This is a genomic window from Bifidobacterium saimiriisciurei (assembly GCF_010667655.1).
In the GTDB taxonomy this organism is placed as follows: domain Bacteria; phylum Actinomycetota; class Actinomycetes; order Actinomycetales; family Bifidobacteriaceae; genus Galliscardovia; species Galliscardovia saimiriisciurei.
The window spans coordinates 61,941-87,054 of sequence record NZ_WHZU01000012.1; the positions used below are offsets into that span (position 1 = coordinate 61,941).

The following is a 25,114-nucleotide window of genomic DNA, read 5'->3' on the forward strand; positions in this document are numbered from 1 at the left end:
ATGCCGGCGTCAGGGAAGGAGCATTGAAAGGCGCGCCACACGAGATGCGGCGCATCGCACGGGTCGAGGGACATGCGGAACGAGCAGACCGTATGACGCACGCCCCGCCATGCCGCGCGACCGCACACCGCACCTACACGCGCATGGCTTCCTTCGCGGTCTCGACCTGGTCGGCGCCGCCCTTGCCGGAGGCGATGAACCGGCCGGATGCGAGCACATGGTACGTGTCGCAGCGTTCGACGGCGAACTGCACCTTCTGCTCGACCAGCACAACGCCGATGCCGCGGTCCTCCACCATCGAACGGATCGAACGCTGGATGTCGGCCACGATGTTCGGCTGGATGCCTTCGGTCGGCTCGTCGAGAATCATGAGCTTCGGCCGCGTAATCAAGGCCCTAGCAATCGAGAGCTGCTGACGCTGGCCGCCGGAGAGCAGGCCGGCGCGACGACCGGCAAACTCCTTCAGCACGGGGAACGCCTCCACGGCCTCGTCGTAGCGGGCCTGCGCCTCGGAACCGTAGCGGTCGGCGACCACATGCAGGTTCTCGTCGACGGTCATGGTGCCGAACGACTGCTGCCCCTGCGGCACGAACGCCATGCCCGCGCGGATGCGCTGGTTCGGCGCGGCCTTGGTCACGTCCTTGCCGTCGAACTTCACCGAGCCGCCGGTGGCGGGCAGCAGACCGAGAATCGCCTTGAGCAGCGAGGTCTTGCCGGCGCCGTTGTTGCCGATGATGCTGACCCATTTGCCTTCGGACACGTCGAAGCTGATGTCGTTGACCACGGTCACCTTGCCGTAGCCGGTGCTCAGCCCGTTCACTTCCAACATTGCCATTAGTTTTCGCCTCCGCCCAGGTAAATGCTTACGACTTCGTCGTTGTTCTGAATCTCTTCAACGCTGCCTTCGGCGAGGATCTCGCCTTGATTGAGCACGGTGACGGAGTCGGCGAACTTGCGCATGAATTCCATGTCGTGTTCGACGATGATGACCGTGCGGTTGCGGCTGCATCGCTTGAGCAGCTCGCCGGTCTGCTGCCGTTCCTCGGGGGTCATGCCGGCGACGGGCTCGTCGAGCAGCAGCAGATGGGCGTCCTGCACGAGCAGCATGCCGATCTCGAGCCACTGCTTCTTGCCGTGCGGCAGGATGCCGGCCGGCTTGTAGGCGTCGGAGGTCAGGCCGGTGACGTCCATCATGTACTGGATGTTCTGCGAGACGCCCTTGACCGGCCGGAACAGGTCGCGCGTCTTCTTGCGGAACCCTTCGGCCAGCTGCAGGTTCTCCAGCACCGACAGCTCTTCCACGACCGATGCGGTCTGGAAGGTTCGTCCGACACCGAGCTTGACGATGTCGTTGGGCTTCCTGCCCAGCAGCTGCTCGCCGCGGAATTTGGCGGAGCCGGTCGCCGGCGTCAGGCCGGTGATCGCGTCGATGATGGTGGTCTTGCCGGCGCCGTTCGGGCCGATGAGGAATCGCAGATCGCCATGCTGCACCGTAAGGTTCAAGTCCTTGACGGCGACGAATCCGTCGAATTCCACATGCAGGCCCTGGATTTCGAGATAGTCGCTCCACTGGCCGCCACGGTCGTCGAGCACGGAAAGCTCGTCCTTCAAATCCTGCATGCGCTTGCGTTCGGAGACGATCTCGTCCTTCATGCGGCTGACTTCGTCGCGCATCTGTCGGGCCTCGTCGCGCAGCTGCTGTGCCTCGGCGCGAAGCTGCGCGGCATCGGAGACGTCGTTCTTCCCGGCCTCGTTGTTCTTCTCGGTCACGTCGCTCACCTCTTCCCTCGTATCGATTCCGTCGGTTCCGTCGATTCCGCTCATGCTTCCACCGCTTTCGCCTCGGAGGCCACGACCGCCACGTCACCGACGGTCGAGCCGGCACCTCCGCCGAACCTCTCCTTCAGCCACGGCCACAGGTCCTTGGCCTGGCCGAGTCCGTACGGTGCGAACGCGATGACGAGGATGAAGATGAGGCCTTCGATGTACGTCCAGGCGGACGGATAGGCGTCCGACAGCTGCGTTTCGGCGAAGCGGATGAGCAGCGTGCCGACGACCGGGCCGAGCAGCGTGGTTCGTCCGCCGATCACCACGCCGGCGAGCATCAGGATAGACGGCGTCACGCCGATGTCGGACGGCGAGATGATGCCGACGACGGGCACGAACATCGCGCCGCCGATGCCGGCGAACATGGCTGCCAGCGAGAACGCGAAAACCTTGATGGACGCGGGGTTGTAGCCAAGGAACTTCATGCGGTTCTCCTGGTCGCGCACGCCGATGATGAGCTCGCCCATGAACGACCTGCGGATCCAGCGCACGATGAGCACCATGGCCAGCACGAGGAACGCGCAGATGTAGTAGATCATCTGCTTGTTGGCGGGGTCGGTGAGGTCGTAGCCGAAGAATCCGGAGAAGTCACTGAGGCCGTTGGCGCCGCCGGTGGTCTTGGACTGTCCGACGAGCAGCACGGAGAACGCCGCGACCAGCGCCTGCGAAAGAATCGCGAAGTAGGCGCCGCGCACGCCGCGTCCGAACACGAGGATGCCAAGCACGGCGGCGACCGCGCCGGGGACGACGGCCACGCCGATCACGGCGACGACGGGATTGCGGAACAGGTCCCAGAATCCCGGCAGGTCGGTGATGCCGTACTGCGCCATGAAGTCGGGCACCTGGCCGGGGCCAAGCTCCTCGAGTTTCAGATGAATGGCCATCACGTATGCGCCGAGGCCGAAGAACAGGCCCTGTCCCAGCGTCAGCATGCCGCCCTGGCCCCAGGCCAGTCCGATGCCGACGGCCACCATCGCATAGCACAGGTACTTCGACAGCAGACCGAGGCTGTAGCCGCTCAACACGGCCGGCATGAGGAAGATCAACGCCACGGTGACGACGATTCCCACCCATACACGATATTTTTCGAATACGGCGCCAGCCGACTTGTCGCTGCCGATGCCCTGAACGATACCGTTGCTCATTGCAATCCCCTTCCCTTACGCCAGATTCCTAGAACGGATGGCCACAAGGCCCTGCGGGCGGAACTGCAGGAAGATGACCACGATGAGGAACACCGACATCTGCGCGATGGACGACGACGTGGGCAGTTCGACGGCCGACTGGCACAGGCCGAGCACAAACGACGCGATCACGGCGCCCTTGAGCTGGCCGACGCCGCCGGCGACGACCACGAGGAACGCCTGCACGATGAACGAGGTTCCGAAGTTGTAGCTGATGGAGTTCAGCAGGCTCAGTGCCACGCCGGCCACGCCGGCGATGCCCGAGCCGATGAAGAACGTCACATGGTCGACGGCCTTGGTGGAGATGCCCGACACCTCGGCGAGGTCGCGGTTCTCGGAGGTCGCGCGAATCTGGCGTCCCAGCGGCGTGAGCTTCAGCACTGCGTACAACGCCGCCACGCACACGATGGCCAGGATGAAGATGAACAGTCGGGCGGCCGGGAAGCTGTAGCCGAAGATGGTCACCGGCTTGGTCAGCGCCTCGGGGGCCTGCGCATACACGCCGGTCGAGCCGAAGATGTCACGCGCGACTTGCTGCAATACCAGCGAGACGCCGAACGTCACGAGCAGCGTGTCCAACGGCCTGGTGCGCATGCGTTCGAGCAGCAGCACATCGAGCAGCAGGCCCAGCAGGCCGGCCACCACGAATCCGACGACCAGCGCGAGCGCCAGCGACGCCGCGTTGCCACCGATGAGCGAGCTCATCACGTAGGCCGTGTAGGCGCCGGCCATCATGAACTCGCCGTGGGCGTTGTTGATGACGCCCATCTGGCCGAAGGTCAGCGACAGGCCGAGCGCGGCCAGCAGCAGAATCGATCCGTTCGACAATCCCGCGACTATCTGCGGAAACAACATATTCATAGCGGTTCCTCTCCTTGGCTCCCGATCACTCGCCGGACCCGTCCGAACCGGACGTGCTGGCGCTGAGGCTCTTCGCCCAGTCATAGGTCTTCAGATACGGGTCGGGCGCGATGGGCCCGTCGGACTTCCATACGGTGTGGATCAGCTTGTCGGAGCCGATCTTGCCGATGTACGACGTCTTGTAGATGTGGTGGTTCTTGCCGTCGACCTTCACCTGGCCTTCGGGGGCGTCGAACGTGACGCCGTCGGCCGCGGCCTTGACCTTGTCCACGTCGAACGACTTGGCCTTCTCGACCATCTTCTTCCACAGGTACACGGACGTGTACGCGGATTCCATTGGGTCGGAGGTCGGTCGGCTTTCGCCATACTTGGCCTTGAAGTTCTTCACGAACTTCTTGTTCTCGGGGTTGTCGAGCGTCTGATAGTAGTTCCAGGCGGTCAGCTGGTCCTTGACGTTGTCGACGCCGATCGAGGCGACCTCCTCCTCGGCGATGGACATCGAGATGACCGGCACCTTGTCGGCGGAAAGGCCGGAGGCCTTGTATTCCTTGAAGAACGCGACGTTGGAGTCGCCGTTCAGCGTGTTCACGACGGCGTCGGCACCGGAGAACTTGAGCTTGTTGACGATGGTGGTGAAGTCGGTCGATCCCATCGGGGTGTATTCCTCGCCGACGACCTCCATGCCGTTGCCTTCGGCGTAGGCCTTGACCACGCGGTTGGCGGTCTGTGGGAACACGTAGTCGGATCCGACGAGGAACAGCTTTTTATGGCCCTGCTCCTTGAGGTAGTCGAGCGCGGGAACGATCTGCTGGTTCGGGGCGGCGCCGGAGTAGAAGATGTTCGGCGAGGATTCCATGCCCTCGTATTGCAGCGGATAGAACAGCAGCGCGTTGTCCTCCTCGAAGACCGGCAGCATGGCCTTGCGCGAGCTGGACGTCCAGCCGCCGAACACGGCGGCGACGCACTGCTTTTCGATGAGCGTGCGGGCCTTTTCGGCGAACGTGGCGGGCTCGGACTTGCCGTCCTGCTGTTCGATCTGGATCTGCTTGCCGAGCACACCGCCGTCCGCGTTTATCTCGTCGACGGCCATGTGCAGCGAATCGCTGACGGTTTTCTCGGAGATGGCCATCGTTCCGGAAAGCGAGTTCACGAAACCGACCTTGATGGTGTTGCCCGACGTGTCCACGCACGACGTGGCCGAGGCGTTCGACGCCGAGCTCTTGTCGAGGGCCTCCTTTTCGGCGACGGTGCGTCCCCATCCGCAGCCGCCGAGGCCCATGATCGCGGCGACCGCGAGGGCCGCCGCTCCGGCGCGCAACGCTAGTGATGTTCTGCCCATGCGTTCCTCTCCCCTTTACCCTATGAATGCAACAGGGAACAGCATGGCAACGTTCGGCATCGAACGTGTTGCCCGATTATTTCGATTCCGTCTCGAAGATGACGGGCAGGTTACAGAGTGTGACGCAGACTCCATATATACGCAACGTCCCGTCCGGAATGTTGAGTCCGGACGGGACGTTGCGATTGCTATTGGTTTCGGCCGCTACGTCGATGATTTATTCGGCGTTTTTGGACGAACCCGCCTTGGACGGCAGACGCACGCCGCACAGGTCCTCGCCCTGGCCGGCGAGCACCGCGCCCGGCGTGAGCTCAAGCGGGTTCGACGACGTGGCGGCGAACACGGACGCGGCGGACGTGGATGCGGCGGATGCGTTCGCGGATTCGGATTCGAGTGCGGCGGCGCCACGGGCGGCCTCGATCGCATCCTCCTCGGTCTCCACGAACTCCTTGCGCTGGTAGTAGAGGTCCTCGTCCAGCTGGTTCTCGCTCGCCGCCACGGCCACGGCCGTGTTGGCGGCGCCGGCCACGTTGAGCGCGGTGCGGCCCATGTCCACGATTTGCGAGATCGGCTGCGTGATGGCGATGAACGGCACCGGCAGGCCGGCCGCGGCGAACAGCGAGGTGGCGGTGATGGTGGCGGTACCGGGCACGCCCACCGTGCCGATGGATACGAGCAGCGCCAGCACCACGAGGAAGCCGTACTGCGCGGGCGAGTAATCCAGGCCCTGCGCGTTCACGGCGAACACGGCGAGCAGCACGGGCCACACACCGGCGCAGCCGGGCATGCCGAGGTTGGCGCCGATGCCGGCCACGAACGACGCGATGTCGCCGGGCACGCCCGCACTGCGCAGCTGACGCACGGTCACCGGAATCGTGCCGATGCTGCTTTCGGAGGTGAACGCCACCACGCCGGCGGTCCAGAACGTCTTGAAGAAGTACACCGGGTTGAGGCGGGTCACGCCGGCCAGCACGAGCGGCTGCACCACGAACAGCTGCAGCGCCATGGCGATGTACGCCACCAGCAGCACCACGAGCAACGGCAGCAGGGCCGCCACGTCGCTGCCGCTCACGGCCGCGGCGATGAGCGAGAGCACGGCGTAGGGCGTGAAGCCGACCACGATCTGCGTGGCGCGTGAAAGCACCACGTTGCCAGCGTCGATGAACGCCTTGAACGGCGCGATGGCCGCGCGGGCCTTGTCGGTGGCGCCGGCGGCGTTATAGGCCACGGCCACCAGGATGGCGAAGATCACCACGGGAACCACCTGGTTCTCGGACCAGTTCGCGGCCAGGTTCGTGGGGAACAGGTTCACGATGGTGTCGAGCACGGCCGGCACCTCGCGCTGCTGGTAATCGGTGGGCAGCGTGTACTGGAACCCCTTGCCGATGCCGAACGCAAGCGACAGGGCGAGCGTGATCGCCGCCGCCGTGAACGTGTTGAGCAGCAGCAGGAACACGGCCTTGATGCCGATGTTCTTCAGTCGGATGGATTCCCCGAGGTTGGTGATGCTGGCGATGATGCTGAACAGCAGCAGCGGCACCACGATGGCGGAGATCACGTTGGACCACACGGTGCCGAACGCGGCCACGTAGTCGGTGTGCCCCTTGAACAGCACGCCCATGCCGATGCCCAGCGCGGTGGCGAGCAGCACACGCGCGGTGAATCCGGCCTTCTTCTTCACGCTCAGCAGTCCAAGTCCCGCGAACAGGACGACGGTGACGCCGAGCGCCACCCAGTTGAGTGCGATGTCTGACATTGCCTCGATATTCCCCTCGTATATATTCTGCGAAAAATTACAATTCAGCGATTCGGACAAAATACCATACCGTCTTCCGATATCGCCGCCGGCTATAAACCGTCCATCTTGCGAGGTACTGTTAGAACGTTCAAATCGACATGACGAATATGCGTTCCACTATCGCGACCAACACTTGCGACACCGACGTCAGTATTGGATTGCGCGACGAACACACGAATCGATGATGAAAGGGGACGTCAATGACGGCGAACAACGAGCATGACGACTGGTGGAAGCAGGCGGTGGTCTATCAGGTCTACCCCCGCAGCTTCAAGGACATGAACGGCGACGGCCTCGGCGACATCGCCGGTGTGACCGACCGCATGGACTATCTCAGGGAGCTCGGCGTCGACGCCATCTGGCTGTCGCCGTTCTACCCGTCCGAACTGCATGACGGCGGCTACGACGTCATCGACTATCGCAACGTCGACCCGCGCCTCGGCACGATGGACGATTTCGACGCGATGGTCGCCGCCGCGCATACGGCCGGCATCAAGGTCGTCGTCGACATCGTGCCGAACCATACGGCCGACAAGCACGTATGGTTCCAGGAGGCGCTGGCCGCAGGACGCGGCTCGGCCGCCCGCGAGCGCTATATCTTCCGCGAGGGCCGCGGCGAGCACGGCGAGATCCCGCCGAACGACTGGGAGTCGATCTTCGGCGGACCGGCGTGGGAGCGCGTGGATGACGGCCAGTGGTATCTGCATCTGTTCGCCAAGCAGCAGCCGGACCTCAACTGGAAGAACCCGGAGGTGCACGAGGAGTTCCTCAAGACGCTGCGCTTCTGGTCGGACCATGGCACGGACGGCTTCCGCGTGGACGTGGCGCATGGCATGGCGAAGGACCTGGAGTCGAAGCCGCTGGAGGAGCTTGGCCATTGGTCCACGCTGGACCAGTTCAATCCGAACGGCGACAATCCGCTGTTCGACCGCGCCGAGGTGCACGACATCTATCGCGAGTGGCGCAAGGTGTTCAACGAGTACGATCCGCCGCGCTTTGCGGTCGCCGAGGCGTGGATCGCGCCGGAGCATCAGGCGCTGTACGCCTCGCCGGACGAATTGGGCCAGGTGTTCAATTTCGAGTTCGCGAAGGCGGATTGGGATTGCGCTGCGATGCGCGCGGCCATCGAGGAGGGCCTGGCTTCGGCGGACCGTTCCGGATCTACGACCACGTGGGTGATGAACAATCATGATGTGCCACGTTCGGCGAGCCGCTACGCACTGCCGCAGGTGAAGACGCACGTGTATCACCAGATGGCGCAGGCGTGGCTGCTGCGCAACGGCGACCTGTTCGACGAGGACCGCGAGCTGGGCACGCGTCGTGCGCGCGCGGCGGCGCTGATGGAGCTTGGCCTGCCGGGTGCGGCCTATATCTATCAGGGCGAGGAGCTGGGCCTGTTCGAGGTGGCGAATATTCCGTGGGACCGTCTGGAGGACCCGTATTCGCGCACGAGCCGCCATCAGTTCGCGGTGAAGGGACGCGACGGCTGCCGTGTGCCGCTGCCGTGGACGGCGTCGGACGAGCCGTCGCTGGCCGCGTGGAGCGACGAGAAGATCGGCAGCAGTGACGACAGCAACGCGGACGGCCGCAACGCGAGCCTGTGGAAGTTCGGCGACGGCCGGACCGGTACGTTCGGGTTCTCGCCGGCCGGCTCGAAGGCGGAGCCGCATCTGCCGCAGCCGCTGTGGTTCAAGGATTTCGCGGCCGACACGGAGGACGCCGACGCCGATTCCATGCTGAACCTGTATCGTGCGGCATTGGCGCTGCGCCAGGAGCTGCTCACCCCGACCGGCGACATCGGCCTCGCATGGCTGGATGACGAGGTGGGCGCCGGTGCGGATGCGGCCGCGCGCACGGCGATCGCCTATTCGCGCCCGACCACGGACGGCCGCCGGTTCGCCAGCATCACCAACTTCGCCGCCGAACCGCTCGCGCTGCCGGCAGGCGAGGTGAAGCTCGCGTCCGCCCCGCTGGTGGATGGCCGTCTGCCGCAGGACGCCACCGCCTGGCTCCTGCTGGAGTAGGCATAACTTTTCCCTATAGCCGCACGGCTCCTCGTCCATCGCCCAAATGTTATAGTGGGGCTCGCTTGGACGAGGAGCTTGCATGACACACGTATTTCGGGTCGGTACCCGCAAAAGCCGGTTGGCGCTGCGCCAGACCGAGCTCATCATCGACGCCCTGCGCGAGCGTCATCCCGAATGCGAGTTCATCGTCAGGCCGATCGTCACCCAGGGCGACCGCGACCTGAATTCCAGTCTGCAGAAGATCGGCGGCAAGGGCGTGTTCGTCAAGGAGATCGAACGCGAACTGCTTGACGGCACCATCGATTTCGCCGCCCACAGCCTCAAGGACGTGCAGCCCGTGCTGCCGGAATCGTTGACGCTCGGCTGTTTTCCCAAGCGTGACTCCCCGTTCGACTGTCTGATTTCCGCACGGCCGTTCTCCGGCATCGATGATTTGCCGCAGGGCGCCCGCATCGGCACGAACAGCCTGCGACGTCAGGCGCAGATTCTGCGGCTGCGGCCCGATATCGTCATCGTGCCGATTCGCGGCAATGTGGAGACCCGTCTGCACAAAATCGAAACCGAGCATCTTGACGGCGTTATTCTCGCCGAAGCCGGATTGAACCGTCTGCGCCCGGATCTGAGCGGATATCACCGTCTGTCGCTGCGCGATGTGATTCTGCCGGCGGCAGGCCAGGGCGCGATGACCGTGGAATGCCGAGCCGACGACGCCGATACACTGACGATGCTCGCCTCCGTCGACGATGATGCCACCCGCGCCGCCGTACATGCCGAACGCGAGTTCATGACCGCGCTCGGCGGAAGCTGCACGTTCCCCATCGGCGCATACGCACGTTACGAAAGCAATCAACTCACATTTGACGGCCTGGTGGCGTCCGCCGACGGCCGCCATTGCTTCACCCGCCATCTCACGGGAACGGCGGCCGACCATCTCGGCAAGCAGGCCGCCGAATCACTGATCTCCGCCGGCGCCCTCACCTATTTACAGTAGCCATTTCACCCCGAACCATTCAGCCCCGGCTCCCCTCAAGATTGAGGGGAGCCGTCGGCAAAGCCGACTGAGGGGAGTTGACACAGACTGCAAAATCACATCATTCCCCCGACCCATTCACACAACTCCTGCTTGAGGCGTCGCGCGCGGGCGGGGTCACGTCCTTTGGTGGAGACGGTGAGCAGGCAGTCGTCGGTTTCGATTTTCGCAACGTTATAGAAATCCGACTGCGCGGGGTCGCCGACGTTGTTGGTCAACGGAACGCCGGCGGCCTGGGCGTCACGCACGACCTGTGCGTTCACGTTGGCGTCGTCGGTGCACGCCAGCACGACGAACGGCACGTCGGCCGCCATCCCATCGCCGGCCGCGAGGATATCCCCAGACTTGTAGGACTTTTCCCGCCAATCCACACGCGACCGGTCGATGCGCGGATCCAATGCGGGACTGATGACGACCACCTTCGCGCCGCAATGCAGCAGCGTACCGACCTTGCGTGCGGCCACGGCACCGCCGCCGACCACGAAGGCAAGCCGGCCGCGCATGTCGATGTTCACGGGGTAGGGATGCTCGGGAAGCCCCGATGCCACGCCGCTCACGACCGTCCCGACCCGGCCGAGTCCGATGACGAGGCCGCGTCGCCGCCGGCGGCCCCATCCTCCAGCAGCGAGGCCACGCCGCCGACCACGATCAACGCCGGAGCACCCAATCCCGCCTTCTCAACGGTCGCCTCAATACCCTGCAAATCGGATTTCACGGCGCGCTGGTTCTCGCGAGTGGCCCACTGGATCACGGCGATCGGCGTATCGGCAGGCTTGCCGTTGGCCAGCAGCTCGCCGACGATGCGCCCCAGCGACTCCATGCCCATGAGGAACACGAGCGTGCCCTCCATATGCGCGATGTTGTTCCAGTCGAGCTCATGCCCCGCGCGCTTGCGATGGCCGGCGATCACATGGAAGCTCGACGCATAGTCGCGATGCGTCACCGGAATGCCCACCGACGCCGGTCCGGCGATGGCGCTGGTGATGCCCGGCACCACCTCCACCTGCACGCCGAGGCCGCGCAGATACTGCTGTTCCTCGCCGCCGCGGCCGAACACGAACGGGTCGCCGGACTTCAACCGGACCACACGCTTGCCGTCGAGCGCGAGCCGCGCCAGCAGGTCGTTGATTTCCCGCTGCTTGACGGGATGATGATGCGCGGACTTGCCCACGTCGATGCGTTCGGCGTCCTCACGCGCGAATTCCAGCAGCTCCGGATTCACCAGCCGGTCGTACACGACGGCATCGGCCTCCTCCAGCCGACGCTTGCCGTGCAGCGTCAACAGCTCCGGATCGCCCGGTCCGGCTCCCACCAACGACACGAGACCCTGCCGCTCACTCATGACATCTCCTTCCGCACCATGACTCGACGTATCTCAACCATCTATTGTCAACCATGCCGGGCATGGCCTCCGCACACGCGCAACGCACCGCAACACCGCAAATCCGGCGATGTATCGCCCGTCATAACTAACCGATATAGGCTATACCCTTCCCGGCCCGGCGAACACGCCATCCACCGCATATTCTTGAAAGTCGGAAACATCAGGGGGATTCATCATGTCATTGGTTTTCGACCGTCATCGTCGCCTGCGCACCAGCGCGGCGATGCGCGGTCTGGTACGCGAAACGACCGTCACCAAGAACGACCTCATCATGCCGGTGTTCGTCGACGCGACGATCGACGGCGTCGCGCCGATTCCCTCGATGCCCGGCATCAACCGCTACGGGCTCGATGCGCTGCCCGACGAGATCAGGGCCATCGAGGATCTGGGCATCACGTCGGTCATCGTGTTCGGCATCCCCGACCATAAGGACGACGTCGGGTCCGACGCTTGGAGCGACGACGGCATCGTGCAATGCGGCATCCGCGTCATCAAGGCCGTCTGCCCCGGTCTGGTGGTGATCGCCGACGACTGCATGTGCGAATACACGTCCACCGGCCATTGCGGCATCGTGCGCGACGGCGAGGTCGTCAACGACGAATCATTGGAATACATCGTTCGCATCGCCGTCAGTCAGGCGAAGGCGGGCGCCGATATCATCGCTCCGTCGAACGCCATGGACGGTTATGTCGCGGCGATTCGTCAAGGCCTTGATAAGGCCGGATATATCAACGTTCCAATCATGTCGTATTCGGTTAAATATGCATCGAGTTTCTACGGACCGTTCCGCGACGCCGCCGATGGGGCGCCGCAGTTCGGCGACCGCAGCGGCTACCAGATGGACCCCGCGAACCGGCTCGAGGCCATGCGCGAGGCGGCCAGCGACGAGCGCGAGGGCGCCGACTTCCTCATGGTCAAGCCGGCGATGGCGTTCCTCGACATCGTCCGCGACATACGCAACGCCAGCAATCTGCCGCTGGTCGCGTACAACGTCTCGGGCGAATACGCCATGATCAAGGCGGCCGCGGCGAACGGCTGGATAGACGAGGCACGCATCGTGAGGGAGACGCTGACCGGCATCAAACGCGCCGGCGCCGACCTCATCATCACGTACTTCGCCAAGGACGTGGCCGCACGCATCGACCGCGATGAATGGTGACGTCGACCGGCATCCCGACAACGGCATCACGACAACGACATACGGCAATGAGAGAATGCTACCGGCAAGGAGGATGACATGACCGTGCTGATCACGTATCCGCAGGACCATATCGGCGAAGCACTGCGTCGGCGGCTCGACGACGCCGCGCGCCCTGCCGGAGGCGTCGTGTACTGCCCGCTGCGCAGGCTGCAGGCCACCGTGCCGAGCGAATCCGATCTGCGCGCGATCGCGAGCAGCGATTATCTGATCATCACGAGCAATTTCGCACTCACGCTGTATCTGGAGCGTTACCGGCATCTCAACTGGCTGGCCACGGTCGTGGTGCTGAGCCGCAAGATGGCGACGCAGGCCGAACGATACGGCCTGCCGCACGTATTGACGCCCGACGAGGAGAACCAGCGGGGACTGGCGCGTCTGCTGGCGACGCTGCCGCACGCCCGCATGGCGATGCTCGGCGGCGACCTGCGCGTGCCGCACGACCATATCCCCGAGGAAATCCCGCGGATTCGCATCTACGAGAATATGTGGAACGATGAATTGGAGCAGTCGGCGATCGAGACGATTGCCGACGGTGCCGGAGCGGCCCATCCCATCGACCGCATTCTGGTGACGAGCCCGTCGTCGTATCGGCGGCTGCGGGCGATCATCGGAAAAATCCCTCATCGTTTCGCGGAGAATCCCACGTATTATGCGTTGGGCCCGAGTACGGCGGATATCATCCGCGAAGACGGCGGAATCGTCATCGTGCCCGAATCGAATGATGTGCTGAGGCGGGCCGTGGAGCTCATTATCGGCAACCGCTAGGTACACGAATCGTCGGATACCGGCCGCGAAAACCTTTTTTCGCGTGGCATCCGACGATTCGTGTACAAGGAAGAAACGGAATTTACAGCATTCCCCACGAACGCGCGTATTCCACGCGCACGGCGAAATCATCGGCGGTGAACCCCGCGTCGTACAGCTGCTGTTCCAGCTGCTCGAACGCGGCGCCGTCGCGTTCCGCGCGCAGCCCCTTCCACGAGAGCGCCAGCTGCCAGTCGCCGTCCTCGTCGGCAGGGCTCAATTCCCGTAATTTCGCCAATACGCGCTGCGCGATCTTCGCGCGGTCGATACGCTCCTGCAAGTCGTTCGTCGCGTCGTCGATGCTCAGTCCCGTGCTGCGGAACGGCCTGCCCGTAAATGGGATATCGACGATGACATGCCAGACGACCGGTAGATTCATGGGGTTCTCCTTATCAAAGAATCAAGGCCTCGCAACCCGGGTTTTCGTCACGATACGAACACTCGTATCGTGACGAAAACCCGGGTTGCGAGGCCGGCAAGATCAGGCGACCGGAATATTGGCCCAGAAGCCGGGCAGCAGCACGGCCGAGAGCACGAATCCGAGGATGATGTTGACGACCGCGCCGATGCTGAACGCGGCGATGGGCTTCCACCCGAGCGACGACAGCTGCTTGAAGCGAGTCGTCAGACCGATGGAGAGGAACGTGAACGTGAAGGCCCACGTACGCAGCTCCTTGACCGGCGTGATCAGGTCGCTTGTGATGCCCGCCGAGGCCGAGGCGCCGGCAGTGGCGATCACGATGGTGAGGAAGATCGACGCCACGAAGAAGCCGATGACGAACTTCGGGAAGCGGTGCCAGATCTGCGCCACGTCGAGCTTCTGCTTCGGCAGCTTCGTCACGTCCTTGCCGGCGGCCTTGGCCTCGGCCACGCGGTCCTGACGGTCCCAGTAGGTGATGGCCACGAACGCGAGGATGAGGCACCACACGCCGATGAAGATGTCGCGGCCGACGACCTTCATGAGGGTGAACGCCGCGATGCCCTGATCTCCGAAGCTGGCGGCCGCGGTGATGCCGGCCGCGTCGGCGAATTCGGAGGTGCCGACCCAGGCGCCGGCCACGCCGTCCGCCAGACCGAGCGCCTTGCCGAGGCCCGTAAGCAGGAAGATGGAGATGATGGCCCACACCACCACGATGGAGATCACCGCGGAGACGTGCTCCTTGCGGGTCTTGACGGCGCTGCCCACGGCGATGCCGGCGGAGACGCCGCAGATGGAGCCGCCGGCGCCGAGCGTCGCGGCGAAGCGCTTGTCGAGGCCGAACAGACGGGTGGCGGCGAAGTAGATCACGAGGAACGTGGAGACGGCGATGAACGTTGCCTGCAGGAACGCGACCGGACCGGCCGAGATGATGGTGGTGAACGGCAGCGTGGCGCCGAGCAGCACGATGCCGACCTTCACATAAAGCTCGGTACGCAGGCTGCCGCCGAAGAATCCTTCGAGGTTGAGGATGTTGCCGAGCAGCAGGCCCACGACGAGCGCGACCAGCGGCGCCTCGAGATTGTAGGAGTTGGCGAACTTCGAGGTGCTGAACACGTTGACGGCGAAGCTCAGCACGAACAGCGCCACGAATCCGCCGAGGAACGCCGGCACCCTGAGCCTGAGGAAGCGTGCGGCCACGCCGAACACGACGGCGAACAGCGCGAACAGCGCAAGGATGTTCGGCCAGCGCTGCGCGAGACCGGCCGCATGGGTGGTCGCGCCGTTCTTCACGACGTCGCCGCCCTCGAACAGGAACGACCAGGATCCCCAGCTGGGGATCTTCGCGGCGAAGATGTTCAGCGAGCTGCCGGCCGCCCACAGCACGAACGCCAGCACGACGATGCCGAGGCCGATGAACACGGCCCACCAGTCCTCGCTGCCGAGGATCTTGTTGCCTTCGGCGGCCGCCGGAACGGTCTCCTTGGCCTTGGTCTTGGCCTTCGCCGCCGCAGCGGCGGAAGGCGTGATGGATGTAGTCACGATGCTCTCTCCCCTTGTTGGTGCGACGCCGGTTCCGGCGTCGGTCCGATGATTTCCCTTGATTCGAATCCCGCCGAACGACGATCGACATCCCCCGATATCAGGCCGTCATCCGGTGTTCGTCTTCGATGCTAACGGGGCGGATCGGCCGCGCGCAAGCTTGGAATTAGTGGAAAAAACAGCGTGCCGCTATCGAAAAATCCGATAGCGGCACTTTGTTATATACGGCGATAGATTCGCATTATTACGTAGTTTCCCAGTTGATGCGACGACCGTCCCACCCGACAGCCGGTCGCGACGACGCCTACTCCTGCGCGAAGAACTCCTGGTATATCGAGTCCTTGGCGCGGTTGAACCGTTCTCCGACGCGAGTGCGCGGCGTTCCCAGGTCGACGTGCTCCACGCGCTTGATCTCGCCGGGATGTGGCTTCATCACCACGACGGTCTCGCCCAGATACACGGCCTCGTCGATGTCGTGCGTCACGATCACCATCGTGATGCCTTCGGACTGCCAGATGCGCAGCAACTGGTCCTGAAGCTTGATTTTCGTAATCGCGTCGAGCGCGCCGAACGGCTCGTCGAGCAGCAGGACCTTCGGCCGGTTGGCGAGCGCGCGGGCGATGGCCACGCGCTGCGACATGCCGCCGGAGAGCTGCTTGGGCAGCGCATCCTCGAATCCGTTCAATCCGACGAGATCGATGTTCTCCTGGATCAGCTCGTCGTTGTGCTTCTCCGAGTCGGGCAGCGCGAACCGGATGTTCTCGCGCACGGAGAACCATGGCAGCAGGCGATGGTCCTGGAAGACGAAGCCCTTGTCGCGGCCGGGGCCGGGAATCGGCCGGCCGTCCATCAGGGCCTCGCCGTCGTATTCGGTGTCGAGGCCGCCGATGATGCGCAGCAGCGTGGATTTTCCGCAGCCGGATGGTCCGATGATGGAGGTGAATCCTCCGCGCGGCAGCGAGATCGAAACGTCGTGCAACGCCTCGACCGGCCCGTGTTCCGAGGGGAACACCTTGGTCAGATGTCTGATGTCGATGATGTTGTCGGCGTTGCCGCCGTCGATGTTGTCGTTGTTGTCGCTCATGCCACGCTTCCAGTCGTTTTCCGGGTCGGTGCCTTGGTCGGCGTCTTGCGCGCCGTCGGCGTTATGCCGCGCGCCTCACAGCCAGTTGACGATGCGGCGGCGCTGCCATTCGACGACGTCGTCCATGAGCTTGCCGACGATGCCGATGATGAGCATGGCGAGGATGACCACGTCGGGGCGGGACATCGAACGGCCGTCGGAGAGCATGAAGCCGACGCCGCTGGTCGCGCCGATCATTTCGGCGGCGACCACGCAGATCCATGCGCCGGAGAGGCCGAGGCGGATGCCGGTGAGCATCTGCGGCAGCGCGGCCGGCACGACGACCTGGCGGATGAACCGCCACTTGGGAATCTCATAGACGCGGCCGAGTTCGAAGTAGCGCTTGTCGATGCCCTTGATGCCGTCGACGAAGTTGACGAACATGGGGAAGAACGCGCCGATGAAGATGATGTAGACCTTGGAGTTCTCGCCGATGCCGAACCACAGGATGGCCAGCGGAATCCATGCGATGCCGGGGATGGGGCGCAGCACCTGCATGACCAGGTCGATGAAGCGTTCGAATCGTCGCGAGACGCCGGCGGCGACGCCGAGCACGGCGGCCGCGACGAACGCGACGAGGAATCCTTCGAGCACGCGTGCGATGCTGACGGCGATGTTGAGCCACAGCTCGCCGCTGCCCGCGTATTCGATGGTGGCCGAGACGATCTGCTGCGGCGTGGCCATGGCGTAGGAGGCGCTGCGTGCGCCGACGAACGCCCATACGGCCACGAGGATGACGGGCAGCGCGAGGTACAGCGCCCATTTGCCGGCCTTGGCGGAGACCTTGCCGACGACGCCGTTCCCGGCCGCCGTCTTGCGAACGGCGACGGGCTTTGCAGCGGCACCCGCCGCGGCGCCGGTCTTCACGGCGGCGTCAACGGTTTTCTTCGGCTTGACGACGGTCGTCACGCCCGAGGCCGCCTTCGACGCCGCGACGGTAAACGATGAGATTCCTGTCAGCACCTTTTCCACCATGTGCGATCATTGCCCCTTAGTCGTATCGTTCGTATTCGTGGTTTTCGAGTTGACGTTTGCGGTCAGGTAGCCGGTGTCGATGAGTTTGTCGACGTCCACCTGGGATTTGAGAATGCCGTTCTTCCACGCGAAGTCGGCGACCTCGCGGATGGCGGCGATGTCGTCGGGCTTGAGCTCCGTGGTGAACGTGAAGTGCTTCCAGATCTTCTTGAGCAGGTCGGCGCTGACGCCGAAGTCCTTGGCCACGGCGTTGGCGGCCTTGTCGGGGTCGCTGTTGATTTCGTCGGCGCCGCGCTGCACGGCGCGGTTGTAGGCGCGCACGATGTCGGGATGCGCCTTGGCGTAGCTGGTCGTGAAGTAGGAGACCATGTTGCCGCGCTTGACGCCCGTGCCGTCGGCCAGCACGCGGGCCGTGCCCTCGGTTTCGAGCTTGGTGACGTACTGCTCCCAGATGACGATGGCGTCGACGTTATGGGCCTGGATGGCGGCCACCTGATCCTCGGCGGAGAGGTTGGCGGTGTCCACGTCGTTGAGGGTCATGCCCTGTTTGGCGAGCAGCAGCGCGAGCAGATGCTGCGCGTACGAACCCGTGGCGTAGCCAACCTTCTTGCCGCGCAGGTCGGCGACCGTTTTGATTGGAGAGTCTTTGGGGACCATGATGGCGAGCGCCTTCTCGCCGTAGGCCACGTTGGAGACGATGGTGACGTCCTGTCCGGTGGATTTCGCGATGACGGCGGGCAGGTCGGCGGCGTATCCGACGTCGTCGTTGCCGGCGGCCATGGCCTCGTTCACGAGCGGGCCGCTTTTGAACGAATCCCACGTGTAGGAGGCGTGCTCCTTGGCGAGCTCCTCCTTGAGGTAGCCGAGCTCGTGGGCCACCCAGACGTCGGAGTAAAGCGGGTAAGGCTGGGCGGCGATGCGCAGGGTCGTGGTGCTGCCGTCGGAGCCGGCGTTACGTATCGCCTTGCTGCCGGCGTCGGCGATGTATTCGCTGGGCCATGCGCAGCCGGCCAGCGCCACGGCCATCACGCCGGCCAGTATGACCGCCGTGATGCGTGTGATCGCACCGCCGATTCGTGACCGCATGTGTTCCCCTTACCGCCTGTGCCGAAGATGTTTCGGACTTTGGAGCTTCCCCGTCATATACCGCCGCGTACGGCGTTCCTCGATGGGAACCGTATGCGTTGCGGCTTGATTTCATTATTCCTGCGCAATATGTCGGCGACCACGAAAATCGGCATATTGGGGTAGTCCAAAAATCTTGAGCGGTTTATTAACCGGCACGATTCCGCGGTTTTGCATGATTTCATAAGCAGCCGCTATAGCGGGGCGGCCTGTCGACCCGACGACGTCCGTTACGGTGGTTGGCGAAGGGACCGGCCGGTAACGGACGGAGGATGAATTGAACGCGTGGCGGTTCGGGGGAACCGCCGACGTTCCCAACGAAAGGACGTCATATGACGTCGATTACACGATCAACCACACTCGAGGCCGATGCGTCGGCCGCGCAATCGCAACCGATATCGCAATCGAAGGCCGCCACGAGATTCCTGGTGTTCCCGGTCGTCACGCTGATTCTCGCGCAGATGGGCACGTCGGGAGACAACGGCGCCCTGGCCATCGCCACGTCGGCGTTGACGACGCAACTTCATGCGAACATGGCGAGCATCCAATTGTCGAACATGATGTATCCGCTGATCGCCGGCTCGTTCATGGTGGCCGGCGGCTTCATCGGCACGTTGTTCGGTTGGAAGCGCACGTTCCGCACGGGTGCCGTTCTGTGCGCGATCGGCGAGCTGATTTCCGCGATTTCGCCGAACATCGACGTGTTCAATTGGGGCGGGCGTACGTTCGTCGGTCTTGGCGCGAGTCTGCTGATTCCGTCCGTGCTCGGTCTGATTCCGAAGATCTACAAGGGCTCGCAGCGCACGCTTGCGTTTGGTTGCGTGGGCGCGGCCGCGGGCGGTTTCTCGTCGTTTCTGCCGCTGGCGCTCGGCATCATCATGGGCGTGAGCGGTTTCCGCGTGGTGTATGGCGTGCTGGCCGCGTATTTCATCGTGCTGCTGCTGCTGTTGTCGTTCCGTCTGCCGCCGATCACGAAGACGGAGGTCAATCACCGGTTCGATGTGCCGGGCGTTACGTTGGCTGCCATCGGGTTCTTCCTGGTGTTGTTCGGATTGTCGCGTATTTCGGCGTGGGGTCTGGCGAAGGCGTTCCCGCAGGCGCCGTTCACGGTGTTTGGGTTGTCTCCGGCGATTCCGTTGGTCGTGCTTGGCGCCGTTGTGCTGGTCGTGCTTGGTTTCGTGGAGAAGGGCGTGGAGGAGCGTAATGGCGTGGCCTTGCTGCCGCAGTCGTTTTTGAAGACGCCGCAGGTGCTTGCCGGCCTGTATGCGTGGCTGATCACGTTCCTGTTCCTTGGTGTGCAGGGCATTCTGATGGGACCGTATCTGCAGTTGGTGGCCGGATGGTCGCCGGCCAAGGTCGGCGTGATTTCGGTGTTGTCCGGTCTGCCGACGATTCTTGTGGCGATTGGTCTGCCGAAGCTGTTGCCGGATGCGAATCCGAAGCGGGTGATTCAGTTGGGATATGTCGTCATGATTGCGGCGCTGATCATCCGCTCGTTCTCGATCACGTTGCATAGTGCGATTGGTTGGCTAGTGTTTCTTGGCACGATCATCACCGGCATCGGCGTCGGCCTGATCAATTCCCAGGCGTCGAATGTGGTGGCGTTGGCGGTGAACGAGCGTGACGCCTCGCAGTCGGGCGGCGTGCAGGGCGTGGCCCGCAATATCGGCCAGGCGTTGGGCGTGGGTATTCTCGGCGCGGTGCTGCTGTTCGGCATCACCGCGAACGTGGGTAATGCCGTGCGCGGTTCCGATGTCATCTCGCCCGAGGTCGCGAATGCGGTGACGAGCAAGAGCATCACGCTGGTCGGCGACCGGCAGTTCGAGCAGGAGATCGCCGACGTGGACGCCACGCCCGCGGAGAAGGCCGAACTGGTGAAGATCAACGCCCGGGAACGCTACAACGTCACGAGGGTCGCGTATATCGTGGCCGCCGTCATCGTCGCGTTCGGCCTGTTCACCACCCGCGGCATCACCAAGTTCAAAGAGGCCGAGGAGCGTAAAAACTGATATGCCAAGCCACACTCCACAGCTCTTCCGCAACGGCGCCATCCTTACGATGACGCCGGGGTTCGAGCATCGTCCGCTTCCAGAAGCGTTGCTCACCGACACCGACGGCCGCATCGCGTTCGTCGGTTCGCTCGACGACGCCCGCACGCGCGCCGCACGTATGGAGGCGCATGTTCGCGAGGTCGATCTGCGGGGTGCCGCGCTGCTGCCGGGACTCATCGACGCGCATAGTCATTTTTCGGGAATATCGCAGTATTTCACGGCCGCCGACCTGACCGACGCCACGTCCGTCGACGACATCGTCACCCGGCTGCAGGACTTCGCCACGCATAGCGACATTCCGCTCGACAACGGCGTGATTCTGGGCGTCGGATACGACAACACCACGCTTGCCGGGCATCGGCATCCCACCCGTCATGATCTCGACAAGGTGACGACGGATGTGCCGGTGCTGGCCGTGCACGTCTCCAGCCATATGATCGTCGCCAATTCCAAGGCGTTGGCGATGGCCGGCATCACGCGAGATACGCCGGACCCGGCGGGCGCGCGCTTCGGCCGTGAGCCCGACGGCACGCCGGACGGCCTGTGCCAGGAGCCGGCCGCCATGTTCGCCGTCTATCGTGCGCTCGACTCCCGTATGAAGATCAATCCGCTGGTCTTGGCCGATGCCATGCAGGACGAGTATCTGTCGCATGGCATCACCACCGCGCAGGATGGCGCGACGACGGCCGGCTGGGCCGACAATCTCGCGTTGCTGGCGTCGGCACGTCGGCTGCGTCTGGACGCGGTCGCGTATCCGATGCATGGTCAGGACATCGACGGCATTTTCGACCGTCACCGCGGGTATGTGGGATCGCATTACGTCAATCATCTGCGGTTCGGCGGCGTCAAGCTGATTCTTGACGGTTCGCCGCAAGGACGGACCGCCTGGGTGAGCGAACCATATGCGCCCGGTCCGGAGGGCGATGACTTCCACGGCAATCAGGCGCTTGACGATGCCAACGTTCGTGCGTTCGCCAAATGGGCCATCGACGATGGTCTGCAGGTGATGGCGCATTGCAACGGCGACGCGGCGAACGAACAGTTCCTTGACGAATACGGCCGCGCGTACGACGAGTCGACGAACGCACGCAAGGACGAACTGCGTCCGGTGATGATTCACTGCCAGCTGACGCGCCGCGACCAGCTTTCACGTTTTAACGACTATCATATGATTCCTTCGTTCTTTGTATCGCACTGCTGGTACTGGGGGGACGTGCATCTGAAGAACTTCGGCGAGGAGCGCGGACGTCGTATCTCCGCGGTGCGCGACGCGGCGGATTTCGCCCTGCCGTACACGTTCCATACGGATTCGCCGATCATCCGGCCGAACCTGCTGGAGGCGGTATGGTGCGCGGCCGCACGACGCACGAGATCGGGCGCGGAATTGGATCCGAAGCAACGTGTCGGCGTGGCCGACGGACTGCGCGCAATCACGGCCAACGCGGCGTATCAGTACGGCGAGGAGCACGACAAGGGCACGCTGGAGGTTGGCAAGCTGGCCGACCTGTGCGTGCTCGAGCGCAATCCGCTCGACGTGCCGGCCAACGCCGACGGCGTCCCCGACGAATCGCTGCGTGGCCTCCGCACACTCGCCACCTACAAAACCGGCACCCAGGTCTGGCCACGGTAACCGTGCACACCCCTTGGCTCCCCTCAAGATCGAGGGGAGCCGTCGGCGCAGCCGACGGAGGGGAGTCGACCCTGACATCGCAATCCTGGAAATCCCAACATTCCCAACGATTTATGAGGCATCATAAGCAACTCCTATACGGCATTCGGCGTAAAACGGCTCGGCGACGGCGATACCGCCGTTAGGCTGAAATCATTGCCGTGTCCGCTGGGATGTTCGGATGCGGCAGCACTGAACTGATGGGAGACAAATCGATGACCACTACCGTACTTTCGCCGCAGGAGGCGCGAATCAAGGAGCAGATCGAGAACAAGCCGGTCAAGCTCGAGCATCACACCCGCGCCAACGATATCCTCGCCCGCGTCCGCGCCGAGAAGCCGCACGTCGACGTGGAGCGTGGCCTGCTCTTCACCGAAAGCTTCAAGCAGACCGAAGGCGAGCCGCTCGTGCTGCGCTGGGCCAAGGCGCTGTACCACTACGCCGAGAAGGCCACGGTCTACGTGGACAAGGACCAGCTGATCGTCGGCCGCGGCGGCGGCGAGGGCCGTTACGGCCTGCTGTACCCGGAACTCGACGGCGATACGCTCGACCTGGCCATCAAGAAGCTGCCGACGCGTGAAAGCTCGCCGTTCGACATCGATCCCGAGGACGCGAAGACCATCATCGAGGACATCGCCCCGTATTGGAAGGGCAAGACCTTCCACGAGGACCTGGCCAAGGCGCTCGGCCCCGAGACGATGAAGCTCACGTACAACCCGGACGAGGCGCTGACCTCCCGCTACGTGGTGAACGAGACCGCATCGTTCCGCTCCAGCCTGCAGTGGGTGCACGACTACGACATCGTGCTGAAGAAGGGCTTCGGCGGCCTGAAGGCCGAGGCCGAGGCTCGTCTGGCCGAGCTCGACGAGTTCTCGCCCATCGACAACTGCGAGAAGAGGCCGTTCCTCGAGGCGGAGATCCTGACCGCCGACGCCATCATCCTGTGGGCCAACCGTCACGCCGACCTGGCCGAGCAGCAGGCCGGCGAGGAAAGCGATCCGAAGCGCGCGGCCGAACTGCGCCGTATCGCCGAGACCTGCCGCTGGGTGCCGGAGCATCCGGCCCGCACGTTCTACGAGGCCATGCAGAGCCAGTGGTTCACGCAGCTGTTCAGCCGCATCGAGCAGAAGACCGGCACCATCATCTCCAACGGCCGCATGGACCAGTACCTCTACCCGTTCTACAAGGCCGACAAGGAGGCCGGACGCATCACGGCCGACGAGGCGCAGGAGCTGTTCGAATGCATGTGGGTCGACATGGCCCAGTACATCGACCTCTACCTTTCCGACGCCGGCGGCGCCTTCAACGAGGGCTACGCGCACTGGGAGGCCGTGACCATCGGAGGCCAGACGCCGGAGGGCTACGACGCCACGAACGAGCTGACGTACATCCTGCTCAAGTCCAAGCGCGAGTTCCCGCTGAACTACCCCGACCTGGCCGCGCGCATCCACACGCGTTCCCCGAAGCGCTACCTGCGTGAGGTGGCCCGCACCATCAAGAGCGGCGAGGGCTTCCCGAAGCTGCTCAACGACGAGGACGTGGTGCCCCTGCTGCTGAGCAAGGGCGCGAAGTTCGACGAGGCGCTCGACTACTCGGTCTCCGGCTGCGCCGAATGCCGTATGCCGAACCGCGACACCTACACCAGCCCGAACGCGTACATCAACTTCGCGGCAGCGCTGGAGATGGTGATGTACAACGGCCGTATGCTCAAGTACGGCGACGAGGTGCTGGGCCTCCAGACCGGCGAGTTCGAGGACTTCAAGAGCTTCGACGACCTGTTCGCCGCGTTCCTCAAGCAGCAGAACAACCTGCTCAAGCACGCGTTCATCCAGCAGCACGAGATCATCCGTCTGCGCGCCGAGCACTTCGCCACGCCGCTGGGCTCGATGCTGCAGAAGCTGTGCCGCGATTCGTGCATCGACCTGCACCAGCCGAAGATCCCCGGAGGCATCGACCTCGGCTACCTCGAGTACATGGGCTACGCGACCGTGATCGATTCGCTGGCCGCCATCAAGAAGCTGGTGTTCGAGGAGCACGTGATCAGCCTGCACGAGCTCAAGGAGGCGTGCGAGCACAACTTCGAAGGCTACGAGGTGATTCGCCAGCTGCTGAAGAACGCCCCGGCCTACGGCAACGACGACCCGTACGCGGACGAGATCGGCAAGATCCTCGACCGTACGGCGCAGGAGTTCACCGCCAAGTACTCCGAGCAGATCGGCGTGCACATGGACATCCGTCTTGTGCCGTTCACCAGCCACGTGCCCTTCGGCAAGGTCGTTTCGGCCACGCCGGACGGACGCCAGGCGTTCACGCCGCTGTCCGACGGCTCGTCCGCCGCGCAGGGCGCCGACCACGAGGGCCCGACCGCGATCCTGCTGTCGAACTACCTGACCAAGAACTTCGACCACAACGAGCACGCCGGCCGTCTGCTGAACATCAAGCTGTCGCCGGGCTGCGTGGCCGGCAAGGAAGGCACCGAGAAGCTCGTGGAGTTCATCGAGACCTGGCGCGACCTCAAGCTGTGGCACGTCCAGTTCAATGTGATGAACAACGATACGCTGCGCGAGGCCCAGAAGCACCCTGAGCTGTACCGCAACCTCATCGTGCGCATCGCAGGCTACTCCGCGTTCTTCACCGAACTGTCGAAGGACCTGCAGGACGAGCTCATCTCCCGCAACGAACAGGAAGCCTTCTAGCCTCCCCGGCCCAATTCCCTCTGGCTCCCCTCAAGATTGAGGGGAGCTGTCGGCAAAGCC

The 25,114-nt window shown here is 63.9% G+C and carries 20 protein-coding genes; 7 read left to right on the top strand and 13 right to left on the bottom strand.

All coding sequences use genetic code 11. From position 1 onward, the window contains the following. Window positions 1-133: 133 nt before the first annotated feature. The 6 genes from GFD18_RS07950 to GFD18_RS07975 all read right to left on the bottom strand — a co-directional run bounded on the left by GFD18_RS07950 (window position 134) and on the right by GFD18_RS07975 (window position 6,967). Complete coding sequence (locus tag GFD18_RS07950; RefSeq protein ID WP_219100247.1) at window positions 134-835, bottom strand: ATP-binding cassette domain-containing protein; 702 nt, start codon at window positions 833-835, stop codon at window positions 134-136. Beyond that, entirely contained in the window at window positions 835-1,824 is a 990-nt protein-coding gene (urtD, locus tag GFD18_RS07955) for an urea ABC transporter ATP-binding protein UrtD (protein WP_225432988.1), read from the bottom strand. The genes GFD18_RS07950 and urtD overlap by 1 nt, the downstream gene beginning before the upstream one ends. Beyond that, entirely contained in the window at window positions 1,821-2,972 is a 1,152-nt protein-coding gene (gene urtC, locus GFD18_RS07960; RefSeq protein WP_163200505.1) for an urea ABC transporter permease subunit UrtC, read from the bottom strand. The genes urtD and urtC overlap by 4 nt, the downstream gene beginning before the upstream one ends. A gap of 15 nt (window positions 2,973-2,987) precedes the next feature. Next, window positions 2,988-3,872 (bottom strand): urea ABC transporter permease subunit UrtB, encoded by an 885-nt coding sequence (gene urtB, locus GFD18_RS07965; RefSeq protein WP_163200504.1) that lies wholly within the window; start codon window positions 3,870-3,872, stop codon window positions 2,988-2,990. Window positions 3,873-3,897: 25 nt separating this feature from the next. Further along, window positions 3,898-5,211, bottom strand: coding sequence for an urea ABC transporter substrate-binding protein (gene urtA, locus GFD18_RS07970; RefSeq protein WP_163200503.1), 1,314 nt, complete (start codon window positions 5,209-5,211; stop codon window positions 3,898-3,900). A gap of 217 nt (window positions 5,212-5,428) precedes the next feature. Then, a complete protein-coding gene (locus GFD18_RS07975) occupies window positions 5,429-6,967 on the bottom strand; it encodes a dicarboxylate/amino acid:cation symporter (RefSeq protein ID WP_163200502.1) in 1,539 nt (512 codons plus the stop codon). Window positions 6,968-7,209: 242 nt separating this feature from the next. On the opposite strand from GFD18_RS07975, the gene GFD18_RS07980 reads away from it, so the two are divergent. Beyond that, the gene (locus GFD18_RS07980) at window positions 7,210-9,033 is read left to right on the top strand and encodes a glycoside hydrolase family 13 protein (RefSeq protein ID WP_163200501.1); all 1,824 of its coding nucleotides are present in this window, start codon (window positions 7,210-7,212) and stop codon (window positions 9,031-9,033) included. Between the two features lie 82 nt (window positions 9,034-9,115). Further along, a complete protein-coding gene (gene hemC, locus GFD18_RS07985; protein ID WP_163200500.1) occupies window positions 9,116-10,027 on the top strand; it encodes a hydroxymethylbilane synthase in 912 nt (303 codons plus the stop codon). A gap of 95 nt (window positions 10,028-10,122) precedes the next feature. On the opposite strand, the gene GFD18_RS07990 is transcribed toward hemC, so the two are convergent. Together GFD18_RS07990 and cobA are read right to left on the bottom strand one after the other, a co-directional pair. Then, window positions 10,123-10,623 carry a precorrin-2 dehydrogenase/sirohydrochlorin ferrochelatase family protein gene (locus GFD18_RS07990; protein WP_163200499.1) on the bottom strand — a complete coding sequence of 167 codons (501 nt, stop codon included), beginning with the start codon at window positions 10,621-10,623 and terminating at the stop codon, window positions 10,123-10,125. After that, the gene (gene cobA / locus GFD18_RS07995) at window positions 10,620-11,408 is read right to left on the bottom strand and encodes a uroporphyrinogen-III C-methyltransferase (RefSeq protein ID WP_163200498.1); all 789 of its coding nucleotides are present in this window, start codon (window positions 11,406-11,408) and stop codon (window positions 10,620-10,622) included. Before cobA ends, GFD18_RS07990 begins: the two co-directional genes overlap by 4 nt. A 217-nt stretch (window positions 11,409-11,625) precedes the next feature. On the opposite strand from cobA, the gene hemB reads away from it, so the two are divergent. Together hemB and GFD18_RS08005 are read left to right on the top strand one after the other, a co-directional pair. Then, window positions 11,626-12,609 (top strand): porphobilinogen synthase, encoded by a 984-nt coding sequence (gene hemB, locus GFD18_RS08000; RefSeq protein ID WP_163200497.1) that lies wholly within the window; start codon window positions 11,626-11,628, stop codon window positions 12,607-12,609. Window positions 12,610-12,687: 78 nt separating this feature from the next. Beyond that, window positions 12,688-13,416, top strand: a complete 729-nt coding sequence (locus tag GFD18_RS08005) for a uroporphyrinogen-III synthase (protein ID WP_163200496.1) — start codon at window positions 12,688-12,690, stop codon at window positions 13,414-13,416. A gap of 82 nt (window positions 13,417-13,498) precedes the next feature. On the opposite strand, the gene GFD18_RS08010 is transcribed toward GFD18_RS08005, so the two are convergent. The 5 genes from GFD18_RS08010 to GFD18_RS08030 form a co-directional block, all read right to left on the bottom strand. Next, the gene (locus GFD18_RS08010) at window positions 13,499-13,834 is read right to left on the bottom strand and encodes a hypothetical protein (RefSeq protein WP_163200495.1); all 336 of its coding nucleotides are present in this window, start codon (window positions 13,832-13,834) and stop codon (window positions 13,499-13,501) included. A gap of 102 nt (window positions 13,835-13,936) precedes the next feature. Beyond that, entirely contained in the window at window positions 13,937-15,415 is a 1,479-nt protein-coding gene (locus GFD18_RS08015; protein WP_204314012.1) for a YeiH family protein, read from the bottom strand. 304 nt (window positions 15,416-15,719) lie between these two features. Further along, the gene (locus GFD18_RS08020) at window positions 15,720-16,499 is read right to left on the bottom strand and encodes an ABC transporter ATP-binding protein (RefSeq protein ID WP_163200494.1); all 780 of its coding nucleotides are present in this window, start codon (window positions 16,497-16,499) and stop codon (window positions 15,720-15,722) included. A 75-nt stretch (window positions 16,500-16,574) separates the two neighbouring features. After that, window positions 16,575-17,513, bottom strand: coding sequence for an ABC transporter permease (locus GFD18_RS08025; protein ID WP_163200493.1), 939 nt, complete (start codon window positions 17,511-17,513; stop codon window positions 16,575-16,577). A gap of 6 nt (window positions 17,514-17,519) precedes the next feature. Then, a complete protein-coding gene (locus tag GFD18_RS08030; protein WP_163200492.1) occupies window positions 17,520-18,599 on the bottom strand; it encodes an aliphatic sulfonate ABC transporter substrate-binding protein in 1,080 nt (359 codons plus the stop codon). A 371-nt stretch (window positions 18,600-18,970) separates the two neighbouring features. Between GFD18_RS08030 and GFD18_RS08035 the strand changes: the two genes are divergently transcribed. The 3 genes from GFD18_RS08035 to hpsG all read left to right on the top strand — a co-directional run bounded on the left by GFD18_RS08035 (window position 18,971) and on the right by hpsG (window position 25,054). Continuing rightward, window positions 18,971-20,647 (top strand): MFS transporter, encoded by a 1,677-nt coding sequence (locus GFD18_RS08035; RefSeq protein ID WP_163200491.1) that lies wholly within the window; start codon window positions 18,971-18,973, stop codon window positions 20,645-20,647. 1 nt (window position 20,648) lies between these two features. Beyond that, window positions 20,649-22,319, top strand: a complete 1,671-nt coding sequence (locus tag GFD18_RS08040; RefSeq protein WP_204314011.1) for an amidohydrolase — start codon at window positions 20,649-20,651, stop codon at window positions 22,317-22,319. Window positions 22,320-22,573: 254 nt separating this feature from the next. Continuing rightward, window positions 22,574-25,054, top strand: coding sequence for a (2S)-3-sulfopropanediol dehydratase (gene hpsG, locus GFD18_RS08045; RefSeq protein WP_163200490.1), 2,481 nt, complete (start codon window positions 22,574-22,576; stop codon window positions 25,052-25,054). Window positions 25,055-25,114 lie beyond the last annotated feature (60 nt).